Below are 14,855 nucleotides of genomic sequence, written 5' to 3'. Positions count from 1 at the left end.
ATGTGCTCCTCTACTTTGTTTTACCTCAGCGCCCGAGATCAGGGCAGGCGCCAGTCAACAGGTTCGGCACCCAGTTCGTCGAGTAGTTCATTCACTCGTGAGAAGGGTCGCGAACCGAAAAACCCGCGCGATGCCGACAACGGTGACGGATGCACGGATTCGATATAGGGCACCTCGGCCTCGGCCAGCTGCGGCTTCAGCGTCTGCGCGTCACGACCCCACAGGATCGCGACCAGCGGTTCGTCCCTGGCCACCAGGGCACGGATCGCCTGGTCGGTCACCGCTTCCCAGCCCTTGCCGCGATGGGACGCCGGCTGTCCCGGCGATACCGTGAGAACTCGGTTCAGCAGCAGCACGCCCTGATCCGACCACGGACTCAGGTCGCCGTTGGACGGTGTGGAGTAGCCGAGGTCCTTGCTGTATTCGGCGAAGATATTGGCGAGGCTGCGCGGAACCGGCGAAACATCCGGGGCGACAGAGAAGCTCAGCCCCATCGGATGGCCGGGCGTCGGGTACGGATCCTGGCCGACGATCAGCACGCGCACCGCGTCGAACGGGCGCTGGAAAGCGCGCAGGACATTCTCACCGGCCGGTAGATAACCGCGGCCCTCGGTGTTCTCCGCGCGCAGGAATTCGCCCATGGCCGAGATCTGTTCCGCAACCGGTTCGAGAGCCTTCGCCCAACCCGGATCCATAATTTCCGTCAATGGTTTCGCGCCCATGACCGCACAACTTATCGTGGCTCGGGCTCGGACGCCGAGTCCACCCCGCTGAACGATTCCCAGCCCCCATTGCCCGGCCGCCGCACACCATCGACGGTGACGCCGTGACCTGCCAGCACACGTCCGATCGGCGTCCAGCCCGGCGGCAATTCCCGGTCTGCCGGCCAGGTGCCGACAAAGGCGTGATCCTCACCGCCGGTGAGAATCCATTGCGCCGCATCGGCATCCAGATGCCGCGCGATCGCCTCCAATTCCGGATCGCGCAATGCGGTCGAACGGATATCGACGGCCACTCGGGACGCCTCGGCGATATGCCCCAGATCCGCGAGCAGTCCGTCCGAGATATCGGTGAGCGCAGTGGGTATCGCGGCTGCGGACCGCGCGGCGGGCGACCCGATGATGCCCTCCGACCCGAACGCCGCCAGGCTCGACGGCTCCGACACGCGTCGCGCCTCGAGCACCCCTTGCTGCGGTGACGCATCCGAATCGTCCGCTCCGGCAGCGGCATCGGCGATCGCCGCCAGCACGGCCGAGTAGGGCGGCCGCGGGACCCGATGGGCCGCAAGCGCTTCGGCGAGGAGTTCGTCGGCCGGATCGACCCCGGTGGACAGGACCGCCAACCCTGCTGCGGACCAGCCGAGCCGACCCGCCACCGCGACCGTATCCCCCACACGCGCACCGGCTCTGGTGATCGGCGCGCGGCCGTCGAGATCGCCGAAGGCGGTGACCGAGATGACCAGCTGCGGGCTGCGCACCACATCGCCACCGGCGATCGAACCACCCGCCCGGCTGGCCTCGGCCCACATACCGTCGGTGAGACCGTCGATAACTTCGACCGGCGTATCGGCCGGACAACCCAGCGCCACCACGAATGCGGTCGGCACCGCCCCCATCGCGACCACATCGGCCGCATTCTGCGCGATCGCCTTACTCCCGATATCGCGGGGACCGGACCAATCGAGTCGGAAGTGCCGACCCTCGACCAGCATGTCGGTTGTCACCACGAACCGGCCGTCGGGTGCGGCCACCATGGCAGCGTCGTCACCCGGACCGAGCAGCACGCCGGGCGCCTGCACCCGACCTGCGTTGATCCGCTCGATCAGCGCGAACTCCCCCAACTCACGCACTGTCCGCGGTGGCGTGCTGTCGCTGATGACCGGTCCCTTCCCGACGTCGTGCTGGCTGGAATCCGACCGAGGGTACCCTTTCCAGGGCAATCGAGTACTACCAGGCCGGTGCGCGGCATCCACCCGGAGGTGGCCGGGCCGACCAGCGCGAACAGGAAGGACCGGTGAGCATGGCGGCGGAGTCGTCGGAGCGCGATTCGTCGAAGGCGGATGCGCAGCAGGCCGAGCAGTCCAAGGACGCCGAGCTGTCGACAGATACGGCCGAGTCGGCTGCCGACAGCGCCGTCGCGCCGGGCACCGCCGCGCAGACCGTGCCCCCTTCCGCCACCGCGGCCTCCGAAGATGACGACGCCGAGTCCGAAACGGCCGGTGGCGATGCGGAGGACACTGACGGCGAGTCCGATAGCGCCGCATCAGCCCCCGAGACCCGCGGCTACTCACCCGCGCTGATCGCGACTGCCGTCGCACTCCCCGTCGTGCTGGTCGTCGCCGTCCTCGTCGCCGCGGTGCTGGCCCGCCGCGCACCGACCGAACGCGAACCCCTGGTGCTAGGCCCGGTCCCCGCACCTGCTGCGGCCGGACCCGCCTGCACCGCCTTGCTGCCCGCGCTGCCGGTCGACCTCGGCGACTACACCAAATCCACGCTCGTGGAACCCGCTCCGCCCGCGACCCGCGCTTGGCAGCGCACGGACGGCGGCGATCCCATCGTGTTGCGGTGCGGCCTGGAGCGCCCGCTGGAGTTCAACCGCGCCTCGGCACTGCAGATCGTCAACGGTGTGCAGTGGTTCGAGGTTCGCGATGCCGCGGCCAAGGCGAGCACCTGGTTCGCCGTCGACCGCGAAACCTATATCGCATTGACCGTTCCCGACGGCTCGGGACCGACTCCGCTGCAAGGAGTTTCGGACACCATCACCGCGAATCTGCCCGCACGGCCGATCGATCCCGGCCCACTACCGAACTGATCGGCGCCAAACGCGAACGCGGCCGAAAGGTTACTCGGACAGCGCATCCCATCGACTACCGCAGGCCGGTACCCCGTGCCAACGCTGTCTCGATCAGGGTGGAAACCAGTGTCCGGTAGTCGATTCCGGTCGCCTCCCACATGCGCGGGTACATCGAGATCGAGGTGAAGCCCGGCATAGTATTGATCTCGTTGATCACCGGCCCTTCGGCGGTGACGAAGAAGTCGACGCGGGCGAGTCCTTGGCAGTCCAGCGCTTTGAATGCGCGCACCGCGAGTTCCCTTATGCTGTCGGACACTTCGTCGTCCAGCTTCGCCGGCACGTCGAATTCGCAGACGTCATCGAGGTATTTGGTCTCGAAGTCGTAGAACTCCGGCGCCGCGGCATCGGCATCCGGCATCCGGATCTCGGCGACCACGCTGGCCTCGACCCGGCCGTCCGGGAATTCCAGTACACCGCATTCGACTTCGCGTCCGAGGATGCCCGCCTCCACGATCACCTTCGGATCGTGTTCGCGCGCTGCGGCGATGGCCGCATCCAACTCGCTCCAGTCGGTGACCTTGGTGATGCCGATCGAGGAGCCGCCGCGCGCGGGTTTGACGAACACCGGCAGACCGAGCCGCGCCCGATCCTCTTGACCGAGCGTGTCGGTACCGCGCCGCAGCACCACCTGCTGCCCGATCGGCAGCCCCTCGGCGGCGAGCAGCTTCTTGGTGAATTCCTTATCCATACCCGCCGCGCTGGCCAGCACGCCCGGCCCGACATAGGGCACCCCGGCCAACTCGAGCATGCCCTGCAGCGTGCCGTCCTCGCCGAACGGGCCGTGCAGGATCGGGAACACCACATCCACCGAGCCCAGCGCCGCGCTCGGATCGTCGAGTGCGACCAACGCTCCGGACCGGCTCGGGTCGGCGGGCAGCGTCAGCGCGGTGCCGGTGCTGTCCACTGCGGGCAGCGCGTTGGCTTTGACGCGGTCCGTACCGACTGCTTGCAGGTCGCTGGAAAAGGTCAGCGAGGCGATATCGGAATCGCCGAGCACCCAGGCGCCGGCGCGGGTGATGCCGATGGGCACGGCCTCGTATCGTTCCGGATCCAGGTTGCGCAGCACGCTGCCAGCGGATACACAGGACACGGCGTGCTCGTTACTGCGCCCGCCGAACACCACGGCCACCCTGATCCGGTTCGTCATGCTCGGAACCGTACCCGTTATGGGGGTCGAACCAACCTAGTGCCCGTGCAGGGCCCTATTCCGGTTTGATCCGCCGACCCAGCAGATTGTCGACCGCCTCGCGCACCGAAAGCCCCTCATGGCAGACCTGGTGCACCGACGTGGTCAGCGGCATCTCCACATTGTGCGCGGCAGCCAGCGCGCGAATGGATGTGCACGACTTCACACCCTCGGCGACCTGGCCATGGGTTGCCTCCTGGGCCGCCTCCATGGACCCGCCCGCCCCGAGCACATGCCCGAACGACCGGTTCCGCGATAGCGGCGAGGTGCAGGTGGCGACCAGATCGCCGACTCCGGCCAAGCCCGCCAGCGTGACCGGCTCCGCACCCAGCGCGACCCCGAGCCGGATGATCTCGGCCAGACCGCGGGTGATCAGACTGGCGATCGAATTGTCGCCCAACCCCATTCCCGAGGCGATACCGCAGGCCAGCGCGATGACGTTCTTACAGGCACCGCCGATCTCACAGCCGATCACGTCGGTGTTGGTATAGGGCCGGAAGTACCCGTTGGCGCAGGCCTGCTGCAGTGCGATCGCCCGCGCGGCATCGGCGCAGGCGATGACGGTGGCCGCGGGCTGCTCGGCGGCGATCTCCTTGGCCAGATTCGGACCCGACAGCACCGCGATGCGGCTCTGCTCGGCACCGGTGACCTCACCGATGACCTGACTCATCCGCAGCAGCGTGCCGGTCTCGATGCCCTTGGCCAGGCTCAGCAGCCCGGCGTCCGGCCCGATCGAGTCCTTCCACGTTTCGAGATTCGCGCGCAAGGATTGAGACGGAACCGCGAGTACGACAATGTCGGCCCCATCGAGCGCTTCGGCATGATCGTGAGTGGCCGCGACCGCGGGTAACCGCACGTCGGGCAGATAGAACGGATTGCGATGTTCGGTGGCGAGTGCCTTGGCCACCTCGGGCCGCCGGGCCCAGATCGTGACGTCGGTTCCCGCGTCCGCCAACACCTTCGCGAACGCGGTCCCCCATGATCCCGCGCCCAGCACTGCCGCCCTCGTCATCTGCCCAATATGCCACGGAACCACTCGTGGAAGGATTAGGACCATGCGTCCGCATGCCGTGCACGCCGTGATCGCGGTCAAGAGCCTCGATCGGGCCAAGAGCCGCCTGGCCGACCGGCTGCGCCCGGAGCACCGGGCACAGTTGGTGCTCGCCATGCTCGCCGATACCGTCGCCGCCGCCGTCGCGGTGCCACAGATCGCGTCGGTCACCGTGGTGACCCCGGATCCGGTGGTCGCCGAGTTGGCGAGCACGCTCGGCGCGGCGGTCCATCCCGAACCCCGCCGCGCGGTGGTCGACTCCGCTGATCCGGACGGTCTGAACACCGCGCTCACCGATGCGGCGACCGCGCTGCGACACCGGCACGGCCCGGTCGAACTGCTGGCCCTACAGGCGGACCTGCCCGCCCTGCGCCCGGACGAACTCTCGGACATGCTGAGCACCGCACCGGTCGGCGTTCGCTCGGTCGTCGTCGATCACGCGGGCAGTGGTACCGCCGCGCTATTCGTCCGCGACACCGTCGCGGCACTGGACCCACGTTTCGGACCCGGTTCCGCGGGCAGGCATATCGCCGCGGGTGCTGTCGATCTACGCGGTGACTGGCCGGGATTGCGGCTGGACGTGGACACCGCCGACGATCTCGATCGCGCCGTCGACCTCGGCACCGGGGATGCGACGTGCGCTGCCCTACAGGACATCGGCTGGCCGATTCGGGTTCACGAGCGGGTTCGCCGGGTGTGCTAGCCGGTCGCCACGCCCGGCGTGATACTCACATCAATGATGGTGTGGGGCTGCACACCGCCCGGTTCGTAGGGGATGATCGTTGACGTGAGTGAGCGAAGCGAGCGATTGCCGTACCAGCGCGCATCGCGTATGTCGGAGCCGCGTGCCAGCGAGGCATGGGCATGAGCGAGACCGAGACCGTCAATCAGCAACTGTTGCCGACCCCCCTGCCCGCCGCGACACCGCCGACCGAGGACTCGATAGCGCAGCGGTTGCCACGTGATCGCTACCTGAACCGGGAGCTCAGCTGGTTGGACTTCAACTCGCGGGTGCTCGCGCTCGCCGAGGACGCGTCGTTGCCGTTGCTGGAGCGCGCGAAATTCCTGGCGATCTTCGCTTCCAACCTGGACGAGTTCTATATGGTCCGCGTCGCCGGTCTCAAACGCCGCGCGGAGACCGGACTTTCGGTGCGCTCGGCCGACGGCCGTTCGCCCACCGAGCAATTGGAGCTGATCGCGGCGCGCGCCCAAGAGATCGCCGACCGGCATGCCCGCACCTTCCTCGACTCGGTACTGCCCGCGCTGACCGCCGAGGGCATCGCCATTATCGACTGGTCCGATCTGGACGACGATGAGAGTCAGCGCCTGTCGGGCTATTTCCAGGATCAGGTCTTCCCGGTCCTCACCCCGCTGGCGGTGGATCCGGCGCACCCGTTCCCCTACATCAGCGGACTGAGTCTCAACCTCGCGGTGACGGTGAGGGATTTCTCCACCGGCGGTGAGCACTTCGCCCGAGTCAAGGTGCCCGATAACGTCGATCGCTTCGTCCGGGTACGACGCACCGACTCCGGATCCCCCGTCGCGGCCTTCCTGCCGATGGAAGCGCTGATCGCCGCGCACCTCGATCTGCTCTTCCCCGGGATGAAGGTGGTCGAGCACCACTCGTTCCGCATCACCCGCAATGCCGATTTCGAGGTCGACGAGGACCGCGATGAGGATCTGCTGCAGGCACTGGAGCGCGAACTGGCCCGCCGCCGCTTCGGTTCACCGGTCCGACTAGAGGTCTCCGACGATATGACCGAGCACATGCTCGATCTGCTGTTGCGCGAACTCGAGGTCGATCCCGGCGATGTGATCCAGGTACCCGGTCTGCTCGACCTGTCGTGCCTCTGGCAGGTCTACGGCGTCGATCGGCCCAATCTCAAGGACGCACCATATGTGCCCGCGACGCCACCGGCGTTCGGCGAGCGCGAAACCCCGCGCAATGTCTTCCAGGCGCTGCGTGAGGGCGACGTCCTGGTGCACCACCCCTACGACTCGTTCTCCACCAGCGTGCAGCGCTTCATCGAACAAGCCGCCGCCGACCCCCAGGTACTCGCGATCAAGCAGACCCTGTACCGGACCTCCGGTGACTCCCCGATCGTGAACGCGCTCATCGACGCGGCCGAGGCGGGCAAACAGGTCGTCGCACTGGTCGAGATCAAGGCACGCTTCGACGAACAGGCCAACATCAAATGGGCCCGCGCGCTGGAACAGGCGGGCGTACACGTGGTCTACGGTCTCATCGGCCTCAAGACGCACTGCAAGACCTGTCTGGTGGTGCGCCGCGAGGGCGCGACCATCCGCCGCTACTGCCATATCGGCACCGGAAACTACAACCCGAAGACCGCCCGGCTCTACGAGGACGTCGGGTTGCTCACGGCCGCACCGGAAATCGGCGCCGACCTGACCGATCTGTTCAATTCGCTGACCGGTTACTCGCGAAAGGCCAACTACCGCAACCTGCTTGTCGCACCGCAGGGTGTGCGCGCCGGGATCATCGAGCGCATCCAGCGCGAGACCGAACTGGCCCAGGAGGGCGTACCGGCGCGAATCCGGATGAAGGCCAACGCAATTGTCGACGAGCAAGTCATCGACGCGCTCTACCGAGCTTCTCAGGCCGGTGTACCGGTGCAGATCGTGGTGCGCGGCATCTGCGGCCTGCGACCCGGTGTCGAGGGGATGAGCGAGAACATCGAGGTGCGCTCGATTCTCGGTCGCTTCCTGGAACATTCGCGGATCATGCACTTCCAGGCGCAGGACCAATACTGGATCGGCAGCGCCGACATGATGCACCGGAATCTGGACCGGCGCGTGGAAGTCATGGCGCAGGTGAAGGATCCGAAGCTGTGCGAGCAGTTGGGGTCGGTCTTCGACTCCGCCCTGTATCCCACGACCCGGTGCTGGGTACTCCAGGCCGACGGCAGCTGGTATGCCTCGCCCGATGGCGCCGACCGAGACGGCGTGGAAGTGCGCGACCACCAGGAATTCCTGATGCGGCTACGGAGACCAGATCAGCCGTGAACGGTACGACGGGATACGAAATGGACGGGGGACCGTTCTGGGATCCCCGGATAACAGCCAACATTCACGCCGCCGGTGCGGTGCTGTGGCGCAGAATGGCCGGCGGTTCCGGCGCCATCGAGATCGCCGTGGTCCATCGCCCCAAGTATCAGGATTGGTCGCTGCCCAAGGGCAAACTCGATCCGGGCGAGACCCCGGTGCTCGCGGCGGTGCGTGAGGTCGGCGAAGAGACCGGCCTGGACTGCCGACTGGGTCGCTACCTCGGACACGTCACGTATCCGATTCCGGGGCACCGGAAATTGAAGCGAGTGGACTACTGGGCGGCCGAGGTGGCGGGCGGGGCATTCACCGCCAATTCCGAGGTCGATGTGCTGTCCTGGTACCCGTTGGACCGGGTGATGAACCAGTTGTCCTATCCGATGGACCGACAGGTGCTGCGCGCCTTCACCCGCCTGCCCGCGGCCACCAGCACGCTGCTTTTGGTGCGACATGCCAAGGCGGGCAGCAGGGGCCGGTTCGACGGTCCGGACGAGCAGCGCCCACTGGAGCTGGCAGGGCAGGCCCAGGCACAGGCGCTGGCCCCGAATCTGCTGGCGTTCGGTGCATCCGAGATCTATTCGGCCGATCCGGTGCGTTGCGTGCAGACGGTGACGCCGCTGGCGGACAAACTCGGCACCGCCATCGCCATCGAGCCGTTGTTTTCCGAAACCGGTTATGCCGCAGCGCCGGACAAGGCCCGACAACGCGCGGTTTCACTCGTATCGGATCGCGCGGTGCGCGTTCTGTGCAGTCAGGGCAAAGTAATTCCCGATCTGCTGGCGTGGTGGGCCGATCGGGACGGCATCACGATACAGTCCGCGCGCAACCGCAAGGGCAGCGTGTGGGTGCTGTCTTTTGCCTCGGGTCGGCTGGTCGCCGCCGATCACCTCGACCGGTCGCTGTCGGACGCCATCGTCAAGTCCTGACCCCCTAATGGGGACCGCAACCGTCAAACGGTCGCTATTGGACCCGAAATTCGGACACAGATGACCCAAAACGGCCCCGGGGCGAACCCCGGGGCCGTTTTGAGCCGGTACAGCAGGTGATTCCGCCTAGCGGAGTCGAATCACCCGGTGACGCTGGATCGTCAACGTCAGCGAGCGCGGCGGGCCGGAGCCTTCTTCGCCGCGGTCTTCTTGGCGGGAGCCTTCTTCGCGACGGTCTTCTTGGCGGCGGTGGCCTTCTTGGCCGCCGTGGTCTTGGTCGCCTTGACCGGAGCCTTCTTGGCGACAGTCTTCTTAACGGCAGCCTTCTTCGCGACCGTCTTCTTGACGGCAGTTGCCTTGCGAGCGGTCGTCTTTGCCGGAGCCTTCTTCGCCGCAGTCTTCTTGGCGGGCGCCTTCGTGGCGGTCGCCTTCTTGGCGGCGGCCTTCTTTACCGCCGCCTTCTTGGCAGCCTTCTTCGCTGCCACCGGTGCATTCGCGCCGCGCTTGACGGCGGGGCCGCTCGCGGTCAGCTTCTGCTTGCCCGCAATGACGGCCTTGAACTGAGCACCCGGACGGAACGCCGGCACCGAAGTGGGCTTCACCTTGACGGTTTCGCCGGTGCGCGGGTTCCTGGCAACTCGAGCCGCACGCTTGCGCTGTTCGAACACACCGAATCCGGTGATTGTGACGCTCTGACCCTTGTGCACCGCACGCACGATGGTGTCGACCACATGCTCGACTGCCGCGGTGGCCGTGCGCCTGTCCGTACCCAACTTTTCGGTCAGAACGTCGATCAGTTCCGCCTTGTTCATTGAATCCTCCGCAGACTAATGGCCCGTCGTCGGACCGACTAGGTACCACGGTAAACCCACTTTGAGCAAGAGTCTATGTGCCACGCCAAAATTCATGTGGTTTAGCACACGTCCAGCTACCGCCCCTAGGGCAGTACAGCTATCACCACCCGGTGATTACGCCTGCGAAATATGTGCCGGGAGGGTTGTGGGTTTCCAAGTTGGCCTTGCCTTTTCGAACTCGTCGATGACGTCACTACGCCGCAGGGTGAGTCCGATGTCGTCCAATCCTTCGAGCAGACGCCACCGCGTGTAGTCATCAATATCGAACGGCAACACGACGGTTCCGGCCGTCACTGTGCGTGCCCCGAGGTCTACAACCAATTCGAGTCCGGGCTGTTCCTCGAGCAACTTCCAGAGCATTTCGACATCGTTCTGTGACATCTGAGCGGCCAACAGACCGCCCTTGCCCGCATTGCCGCGGAAGATGTCGGCGAAGCGCGACGAGATGACGACGCGAAAGCCGTAGTCCGACAGCGCCCATACGGCGTGCTCTCGTGAGGATCCGGTGCCGAAGTCCGGACCGGCCACCAGCACACTGCCACGGTTATATGGATCGGTGTTCAGAATGAAGTCCGGATCCGATCGCCATGCTGCGAACAGTCCGTCCTCGAATCCCGTTCGCGTCACCCGCTTCAGGTACACGGCCGGAATGATCTGATCGGTGTCGACATTGGATCGGCGCAGTGGCACTCCGATCCCCTTGTGGACGGTGAAGGCTTCCATTTGCTGATTCTCCTGGGTCGTTAGGCGATTTGAGCCGATCGTTTCGAGCGACCTGCAAGCAGTCGCTACGGCTGTCGTTTCGAGCGACCTGCAAGCAGTCGCTACGCCTGTCGTTTCGAGCGACCTGCAAGCAGTCCCTACAGCTGCCGTTTCGAGCGATACACGCAGGCACGATGGCCGGAAGTGCGAATCGGCGCGGGCGCAACGGCGTCCGCGCGCCGATCAGTCCAGATCCGCCGGTGCGGACAGGGTGCCGCGGACCGCCGTCGCGGCCGCTACGAGCGGGGAAACCAGGTGTGTACGGCCACCTTTGCCCTGCCGACCCTCGAAGTTACGGTTCGATGTCGACGCGCAACGCTGACCGGGCTCGAGCTGATCGGGATTCATTCCCAAGCACATCGAGCAGCCCGCCTGACGCCATTCGGCGCCCGCTGCGGTGAAAATCTCGCCCAGTCCTTCTTTTTCCGCCTGTGCGCGCACCCGCATAGATCCCGGTACAACCAACATTCGCACGCCCTCGGCGACGCGGCGTCCCTTCAAAATCCCGGCCACTGCACGCAAATCCTCGATACGCCCGTTGGTGCACGAACCGACGAATACCGTATCGACCGACACATCTCGAAGCGGAGTTCCCGGCTCCAAATCCATGTATCGCAGCGCTTTCTCCGCCGACTCGCGCGCCGTGTGGTCGCCAATCTGCGCGGGATCGGGCACCGTCTCGCCCAGTGGCGCACCCTGTCCCGGGTTGGTGCCCCAGGTGACGAACGGGGTCAGCGTTTCGGCGTCGATGTGTACCTCGGCGTCGAAACTCGCGCCCTCGTCGGTCTTCAGCGCCTCCCAGGCGGCCACTGCGGCATCCCAGTCGGCTCCCTGCGGCGCGTGGGGGCGTCCTTCGAGGAATTCATAGGTGGTTTCGTCAGGGGCGATCATTCCGGCCCGCGCACCCGCCTCGATCGACATGTTGCAGATGGTCATTCGCGCCTCCATGGACATGGCGCGAATGGCCTCGCCGCGGTACTCGAGCACATAGCCCTGACCGCCGCCGGTGCCGATCTTGGCGATGACGGCCAGAATCAGGTCCTTACTCGTGACACCGGGCGGCAATTGGCCGTCGACGGTGACCGCCATGGTCTTGAACGGACGCAGCGAGAGCGTCTGCGTGGCAAGGACATGTTCGACCTCACTGGTGCCGATACCCATAGCCAACGCGCCGAACGCACCATGGGTCGAGGTGTGGCTATCGCCGCACACCACCGTCATACCCGGCTGCGTCAAACCCAGCTGCGGGCCGACGACGTGCACGATGCCCTGATCCAGATCGCCCATCGAATGCAGTCGCACACCGAATTCCGCGCAATTGTGGCGCAGGGTCTCGACCTGGGTGCGCGAAATCGGGTCGGCGATCGGCTTATCGATATCTATGGTCGGGACGTTGTGGTCCTCGGTCGCGATGGTGAGATCGGGACGGTGCACGGGGCGCCCGGCGGCGCGGAGCCCGTCGAAGGCCTGCGGACTCGTCACCTCGTGCACGAGATGCAAATCGATGTAGATCAGATCTGGCTCACGGGAGGCGCCTTCGCCCTCACCGCGGGCGACGACGTGCTGCTCCCACACCTTCTCGGCCAGTGTGCGGCGCTCGGCCATTCTCGATCACCTTTCCGACGAGCAACCCGGTTCGCGCGATCTGGGCTGAGGCGCGGCTCCCGGCTGCACAATTTTGACTATCCGGCACGTACGGAGCGAAGAGAGCGTTAAGTGGCTTTCTCAACATCCGAGACGCTAATATCGTTCTATGAGACAGCATAGCGGTATCGGCGTCCTCGACAAAGCGGTGTCAGTGTTGTATGCCGTCGCGGAGCACCCATGCGGTCTCAATGAACTGTGCACCCGCACCGGACTACCCCGTGCCACCGCCCATCGCCTGGCCGTGGGGCTCGAGGTACACCGACTGCTCGCTCGCGACAACAACGGCCTGTGGCGGCCGGGACCGGCGCTCGCCGAACTCGCCGCCGGCGCCTCCGACCCACTGCACGAGGCCGCCTCGGCCATTCTCCCGCGCCTGCGCGAAATCACCGGCGAGAGCGTGCAGATCTACTGCCGCGACGGCAATGCGCGGGTGTGCATCGCCGCGCTGGAGCCACCGGTCGGACTGCGCGATACCGTCCCGATCGGGGCGCGACTGCCGCTCACCGCCGGATCGGCGGCCAAGGTGCTGCTCGCTTGGGCGGATCCGGAATTTCAGCGCACCATCCTGGCCGACGCGGTATTCGGCGAGCGCGCGTTGACGGAGGTCCGCAAGCGCGGCTGGGCGCAGAGCGCCGGCGAACGGGCCAGCGGTGTGGCCAGCGTCTCCGCACCCGTCCGCGATGCGGCGGGCCATGTCATCGCGGCCGTTTCGGTATCGGGCCCGATCGATCGCATGGGCCGCAGGCCGGGCGCGCGCTGGGCGGCCGACCTGGTCGCCGCCGCGGACGCATTGCACAAGAGGCTGTAACACGTTCTAGTTCGCGCAATCTAAGGTTGGTGCGCATGGGAGTAAACCAACGGGCGCAGATCGTCATGTCCGACGCCGAGATCACCGATTTCCTGCAGCGCAGCCGCATCACGACGCTGGCGACCATCGGACCGAACGGCAGACCACATCTGATCGCGATGTGGTACGCCCTGATCGATGGCGAGCTGTGGTTCGAGACAAAGGCGAAATCGCAGAAGGCGGTCAACCTGCGCCGCGACCCGCGCATCACCTGCATGATCGAGGCCGGCCAGACCTACGACCAGCTGCGCGGCGTCTCCATCGAAGGCCGCGCCGAGATCGTCGATGATCCGGACAAGCTGTACGCCGTCGGCGTGAGCGTCTGGGAGCGCTACACCGGCCCCTACAGCGAGGAGGTCCGCCCGTTCGTCGAACAGATGCTGAACAAGCGCATCGCCATCCGGGTGGTCCCGGAACGCCTGCGCAGCTGGGACCACCGCAAACTCGGCTTACCCCAACTGCCACTCGGCGGCACAACCGCGCAACCACTGGACTGATCGCGGCACGCGGGCGATATCCGACTGACACACCCCATCCCCGCACAGTAGCGTCAACCGTGTTCGACCCGAATCGGCAGCGTGGCGACGCCCTGAGGCGCGCTACGCGGTCGCCACGACGAGGAGCAGACGATGGCGGAAGCGGATAGTTCCAACGGCAGTGCGGGATCCAGCGCCGACGAGGTCAAGCGCAAGTTCAAGGAAGCATTGGAGCGCAAGAACCAGCACCACGCCAAGTCGAACGAACATCTGGATGGACGATCCAAGGCAACCTCAGCGCACGGCAACGCCAGCCACAAGCGGGAGTTCCGCCGTAAGAGCGGCTAAGTCCGCCGACATACGAGAAAGGCCCTCCAGGGAATTCCCTGGAGGGCCTTTTTGCGACGCCATTCCCGCCCCCACGCGGCCGCAGCGAGCGCCTACCGCCCTCACACGACGCCACATCGGGCGAACATGGATCCCACCCCGGGAGCGTCCCACCGGGCCGACCCCGGCCACACCGCCTGGAATCAAGTCTGGAAAGACCGAGAACCACCAGCCCACCCATGCGACCGAGAACCGCCGATCCGGGGCCCAGGTGACCGGAGATCACCAGTGCGAGCCCTAGGTGACCGGAGAACCACCAGTACGGGACCCGCGCCATCGAAAACCACGAGTCGGGATCCACGCGTTCGAAAACCACGAGTCCAGGACCCGCATGATCAATAACCGCGAGTCGGGATCGCATGATCGAGGACTAGGAGCCCGGCACTCACACGACCGAGAACCACCGATCCGGGGCGCACCAGTCCGACGCCCACGGGCCCGAAGACCATCAGTCCGGAACACACGCGACCGGAGACCCACTGGTCCGGCAACCGGGAAACCACCAGTCCGAGACCCACGCCCCCGAGCCCCTTGGCCCGGGGGCGAAGCCCTCCGGCCCGACTCGGGGGTCCGGGGGCGAAGTCCTCCGGGTGGGGTGTGGGGGTTTCACCCCCACAAAACAATGCGAAAACGAGAAAGGCCCATGCTCTCCATGAGCATGAGCCTTGCACTCGTTGTAGCCCCGACGGGATTCGAACCCGCGCTACCGCCTTGAGAGGGCGGCGTCCTAGGCCGCTAGACGACGGGGCCAGGACTCGATCGCCCACATTTCTGCGGGTGACCATTCCGGTTGATCTTTCGAT

The 14,855-nt window shown here is 66.1% G+C and carries 14 protein-coding genes and 1 tRNA gene; 7 read left to right on the top strand and 8 right to left on the bottom strand.

What is annotated here, in order from left to right:
- Positions 1-38: 38 nt before the first annotated feature.
- Both ACQP1G_RS11095 and thiL read right to left on the bottom strand, forming a co-directional pair.
- Complete coding sequence (locus ACQP1G_RS11095) at positions 39-722, bottom strand: uracil-DNA glycosylase (protein WP_433201857.1); 684 nt, start codon at positions 720-722, stop codon at positions 39-41.
- Between the two features lie 11 nt (positions 723-733).
- Complete coding sequence (thiL, locus tag ACQP1G_RS11090; RefSeq protein ID WP_433201854.1) at positions 734-1,849, bottom strand: thiamine-phosphate kinase; 1,116 nt, start codon at positions 1,847-1,849, stop codon at positions 734-736.
- A gap of 170 nt (positions 1,850-2,019) precedes the next feature.
- Here thiL and ACQP1G_RS11085 point away from each other — a divergent pair, with 170 nt between their 5' ends.
- Positions 2,020-2,811, top strand: coding sequence for a DUF3515 domain-containing protein (locus tag ACQP1G_RS11085; protein ID WP_433201851.1), 792 nt, complete (start codon positions 2,020-2,022; stop codon positions 2,809-2,811).
- Positions 2,812-2,866: 55 nt separating this feature from the next.
- Here ACQP1G_RS11085 and ACQP1G_RS11080 read toward each other — a convergent pair whose 3' ends face one another.
- Complete coding sequence (locus ACQP1G_RS11080; protein ID WP_433201848.1) at positions 2,867-4,000, bottom strand: D-alanine--D-alanine ligase family protein; 1,134 nt, start codon at positions 3,998-4,000, stop codon at positions 2,867-2,869.
- Between the two features lie 55 nt (positions 4,001-4,055).
- Positions 4,056-5,051 carry an NAD(P)H-dependent glycerol-3-phosphate dehydrogenase gene (locus ACQP1G_RS11075; protein WP_433201845.1) on the bottom strand — a complete coding sequence of 332 codons (996 nt, stop codon included), beginning with the start codon at positions 5,049-5,051 and terminating at the stop codon, positions 4,056-4,058.
- A 43-nt stretch (positions 5,052-5,094) separates the two neighbouring features.
- Between ACQP1G_RS11075 and cofC the strand changes: the two genes are divergently transcribed.
- From cofC to ACQP1G_RS11060, 3 genes are all read left to right on the top strand, one after another.
- The gene (cofC, locus tag ACQP1G_RS11070; RefSeq protein ID WP_433201842.1) at positions 5,095-5,793 is read left to right on the top strand and encodes a 2-phospho-L-lactate guanylyltransferase; all 699 of its coding nucleotides are present in this window, start codon (positions 5,095-5,097) and stop codon (positions 5,791-5,793) included.
- 161 nt (positions 5,794-5,954) lie between these two features.
- Positions 5,955-8,114, top strand: coding sequence for an RNA degradosome polyphosphate kinase (locus tag ACQP1G_RS11065; protein ID WP_433201839.1), 2,160 nt, complete (start codon positions 5,955-5,957; stop codon positions 8,112-8,114).
- 20 nt (positions 8,115-8,134) lie between these two features.
- Positions 8,135-9,079, top strand: coding sequence for an NUDIX domain-containing protein (locus tag ACQP1G_RS11060; RefSeq protein WP_433208383.1), 945 nt, complete (start codon positions 8,135-8,137; stop codon positions 9,077-9,079).
- Between the two features lie 167 nt (positions 9,080-9,246).
- On the opposite strand, the gene ACQP1G_RS11055 is transcribed toward ACQP1G_RS11060, so the two are convergent.
- The 3 genes from ACQP1G_RS11055 to leuC form a co-directional block, all read right to left on the bottom strand.
- Positions 9,247-9,891 (bottom strand): HU family DNA-binding protein, encoded by a 645-nt coding sequence (locus tag ACQP1G_RS11055; protein WP_433201836.1) that lies wholly within the window; start codon positions 9,889-9,891, stop codon positions 9,247-9,249.
- A 156-nt stretch (positions 9,892-10,047) separates the two neighbouring features.
- Positions 10,048-10,656 (bottom strand): 3-isopropylmalate dehydratase small subunit, encoded by a 609-nt coding sequence (gene leuD / locus ACQP1G_RS11050; RefSeq protein WP_433201833.1) that lies wholly within the window; start codon positions 10,654-10,656, stop codon positions 10,048-10,050.
- A 222-nt stretch (positions 10,657-10,878) separates the two neighbouring features.
- Positions 10,879-12,300 (bottom strand): 3-isopropylmalate dehydratase large subunit, encoded by a 1,422-nt coding sequence (gene leuC / locus ACQP1G_RS11045; protein WP_433201830.1) that lies wholly within the window; start codon positions 12,298-12,300, stop codon positions 10,879-10,881.
- Positions 12,301-12,448: 148 nt separating this feature from the next.
- On the opposite strand from leuC, the gene ACQP1G_RS11040 reads away from it, so the two are divergent.
- The 3 genes from ACQP1G_RS11040 to ACQP1G_RS11030 all read left to right on the top strand — a co-directional run bounded on the left by ACQP1G_RS11040 (position 12,449) and on the right by ACQP1G_RS11030 (position 14,013).
- Positions 12,449-13,150 carry an IclR family transcriptional regulator gene (locus ACQP1G_RS11040; RefSeq protein ID WP_433201827.1) on the top strand — a complete coding sequence of 234 codons (702 nt, stop codon included), beginning with the start codon at positions 12,449-12,451 and terminating at the stop codon, positions 13,148-13,150.
- Positions 13,151-13,185: 35 nt separating this feature from the next.
- Positions 13,186-13,686 carry a PPOX class F420-dependent oxidoreductase gene (locus ACQP1G_RS11035; protein WP_433201824.1) on the top strand — a complete coding sequence of 167 codons (501 nt, stop codon included), beginning with the start codon at positions 13,186-13,188 and terminating at the stop codon, positions 13,684-13,686.
- A gap of 132 nt (positions 13,687-13,818) precedes the next feature.
- Complete coding sequence (locus tag ACQP1G_RS11030; RefSeq protein WP_433201821.1) at positions 13,819-14,013, top strand: DUF5302 domain-containing protein; 195 nt, start codon at positions 13,819-13,821, stop codon at positions 14,011-14,013.
- A gap of 716 nt (positions 14,014-14,729) precedes the next feature.
- Here ACQP1G_RS11030 and ACQP1G_RS11025 read toward each other — a convergent pair.
- Positions 14,730-14,802: transfer RNA gene (locus tag ACQP1G_RS11025), tRNA-Glu, on the bottom strand.
- Between the last annotated feature and the right edge of the window lie 53 nt (positions 14,803-14,855).

It is taken from the genome of Nocardia sp. CA-107356 (assembly GCF_050946365.1).
Classification (GTDB): domain Bacteria; phylum Actinomycetota; class Actinomycetes; order Mycobacteriales; family Mycobacteriaceae; genus Nocardia.
This window is presented reverse-complemented; position numbering and strand designations above follow the sequence as displayed.

Bases quoted from the DNA above. Each gene is read 5' to 3' on its own strand.
- ACQP1G_RS11095 (WP_433201857.1), bottom strand. From the start codon at position 722: ATGGGCGCGAAACCATTGACGGAAATTATGGATCCGGGTTGGGCGAAG.
- ACQP1G_RS11085 (WP_433201851.1), top strand. From the start codon at position 2,020: ATGGCGGCGGAGTCGTCGGAGCGCGATTCGTCGAAGGCGGATGCGCAG.
- ACQP1G_RS11080 (WP_433201848.1), bottom strand. From the start codon at position 4,000: ATGACGAACCGGATCAGGGTGGCCGTGGTGTTCGGCGGGCGCAGTAAC.
- ACQP1G_RS11075 (WP_433201845.1), bottom strand. From the start codon at position 5,051: ATGACGAGGGCGGCAGTGCTGGGCGCGGGATCATGGGGGACCGCGTTC.
- cofC (WP_433201842.1), top strand. From the start codon at position 5,095: ATGCGTCCGCATGCCGTGCACGCCGTGATCGCGGTCAAGAGCCTCGAT.
- ACQP1G_RS11065 (WP_433201839.1), top strand. From the start codon at position 5,955: ATGAGCGAGACCGAGACCGTCAATCAGCAACTGTTGCCGACCCCCCTG.
- ACQP1G_RS11060 (WP_433208383.1), top strand. From the start codon at position 8,135: ATGGACGGGGGACCGTTCTGGGATCCCCGGATAACAGCCAACATTCAC.
- ACQP1G_RS11055 (WP_433201836.1), bottom strand. From the start codon at position 9,891: ATGAACAAGGCGGAACTGATCGACGTTCTGACCGAAAAGTTGGGTACG.
- leuD (WP_433201833.1), bottom strand. From the start codon at position 10,656: ATGGAAGCCTTCACCGTCCACAAGGGGATCGGAGTGCCACTGCGCCGA.
- leuC (WP_433201830.1), bottom strand. From the start codon at position 12,300: ATGGCCGAGCGCCGCACACTGGCCGAGAAGGTGTGGGAGCAGCACGTC.
- ACQP1G_RS11040 (WP_433201827.1), top strand. From the start codon at position 12,449: ATGAGACAGCATAGCGGTATCGGCGTCCTCGACAAAGCGGTGTCAGTG.
- ACQP1G_RS11035 (WP_433201824.1), top strand. From the start codon at position 13,186: ATGGGAGTAAACCAACGGGCGCAGATCGTCATGTCCGACGCCGAGATC.
- ACQP1G_RS11030 (WP_433201821.1), top strand. From the start codon at position 13,819: ATGGCGGAAGCGGATAGTTCCAACGGCAGTGCGGGATCCAGCGCCGAC.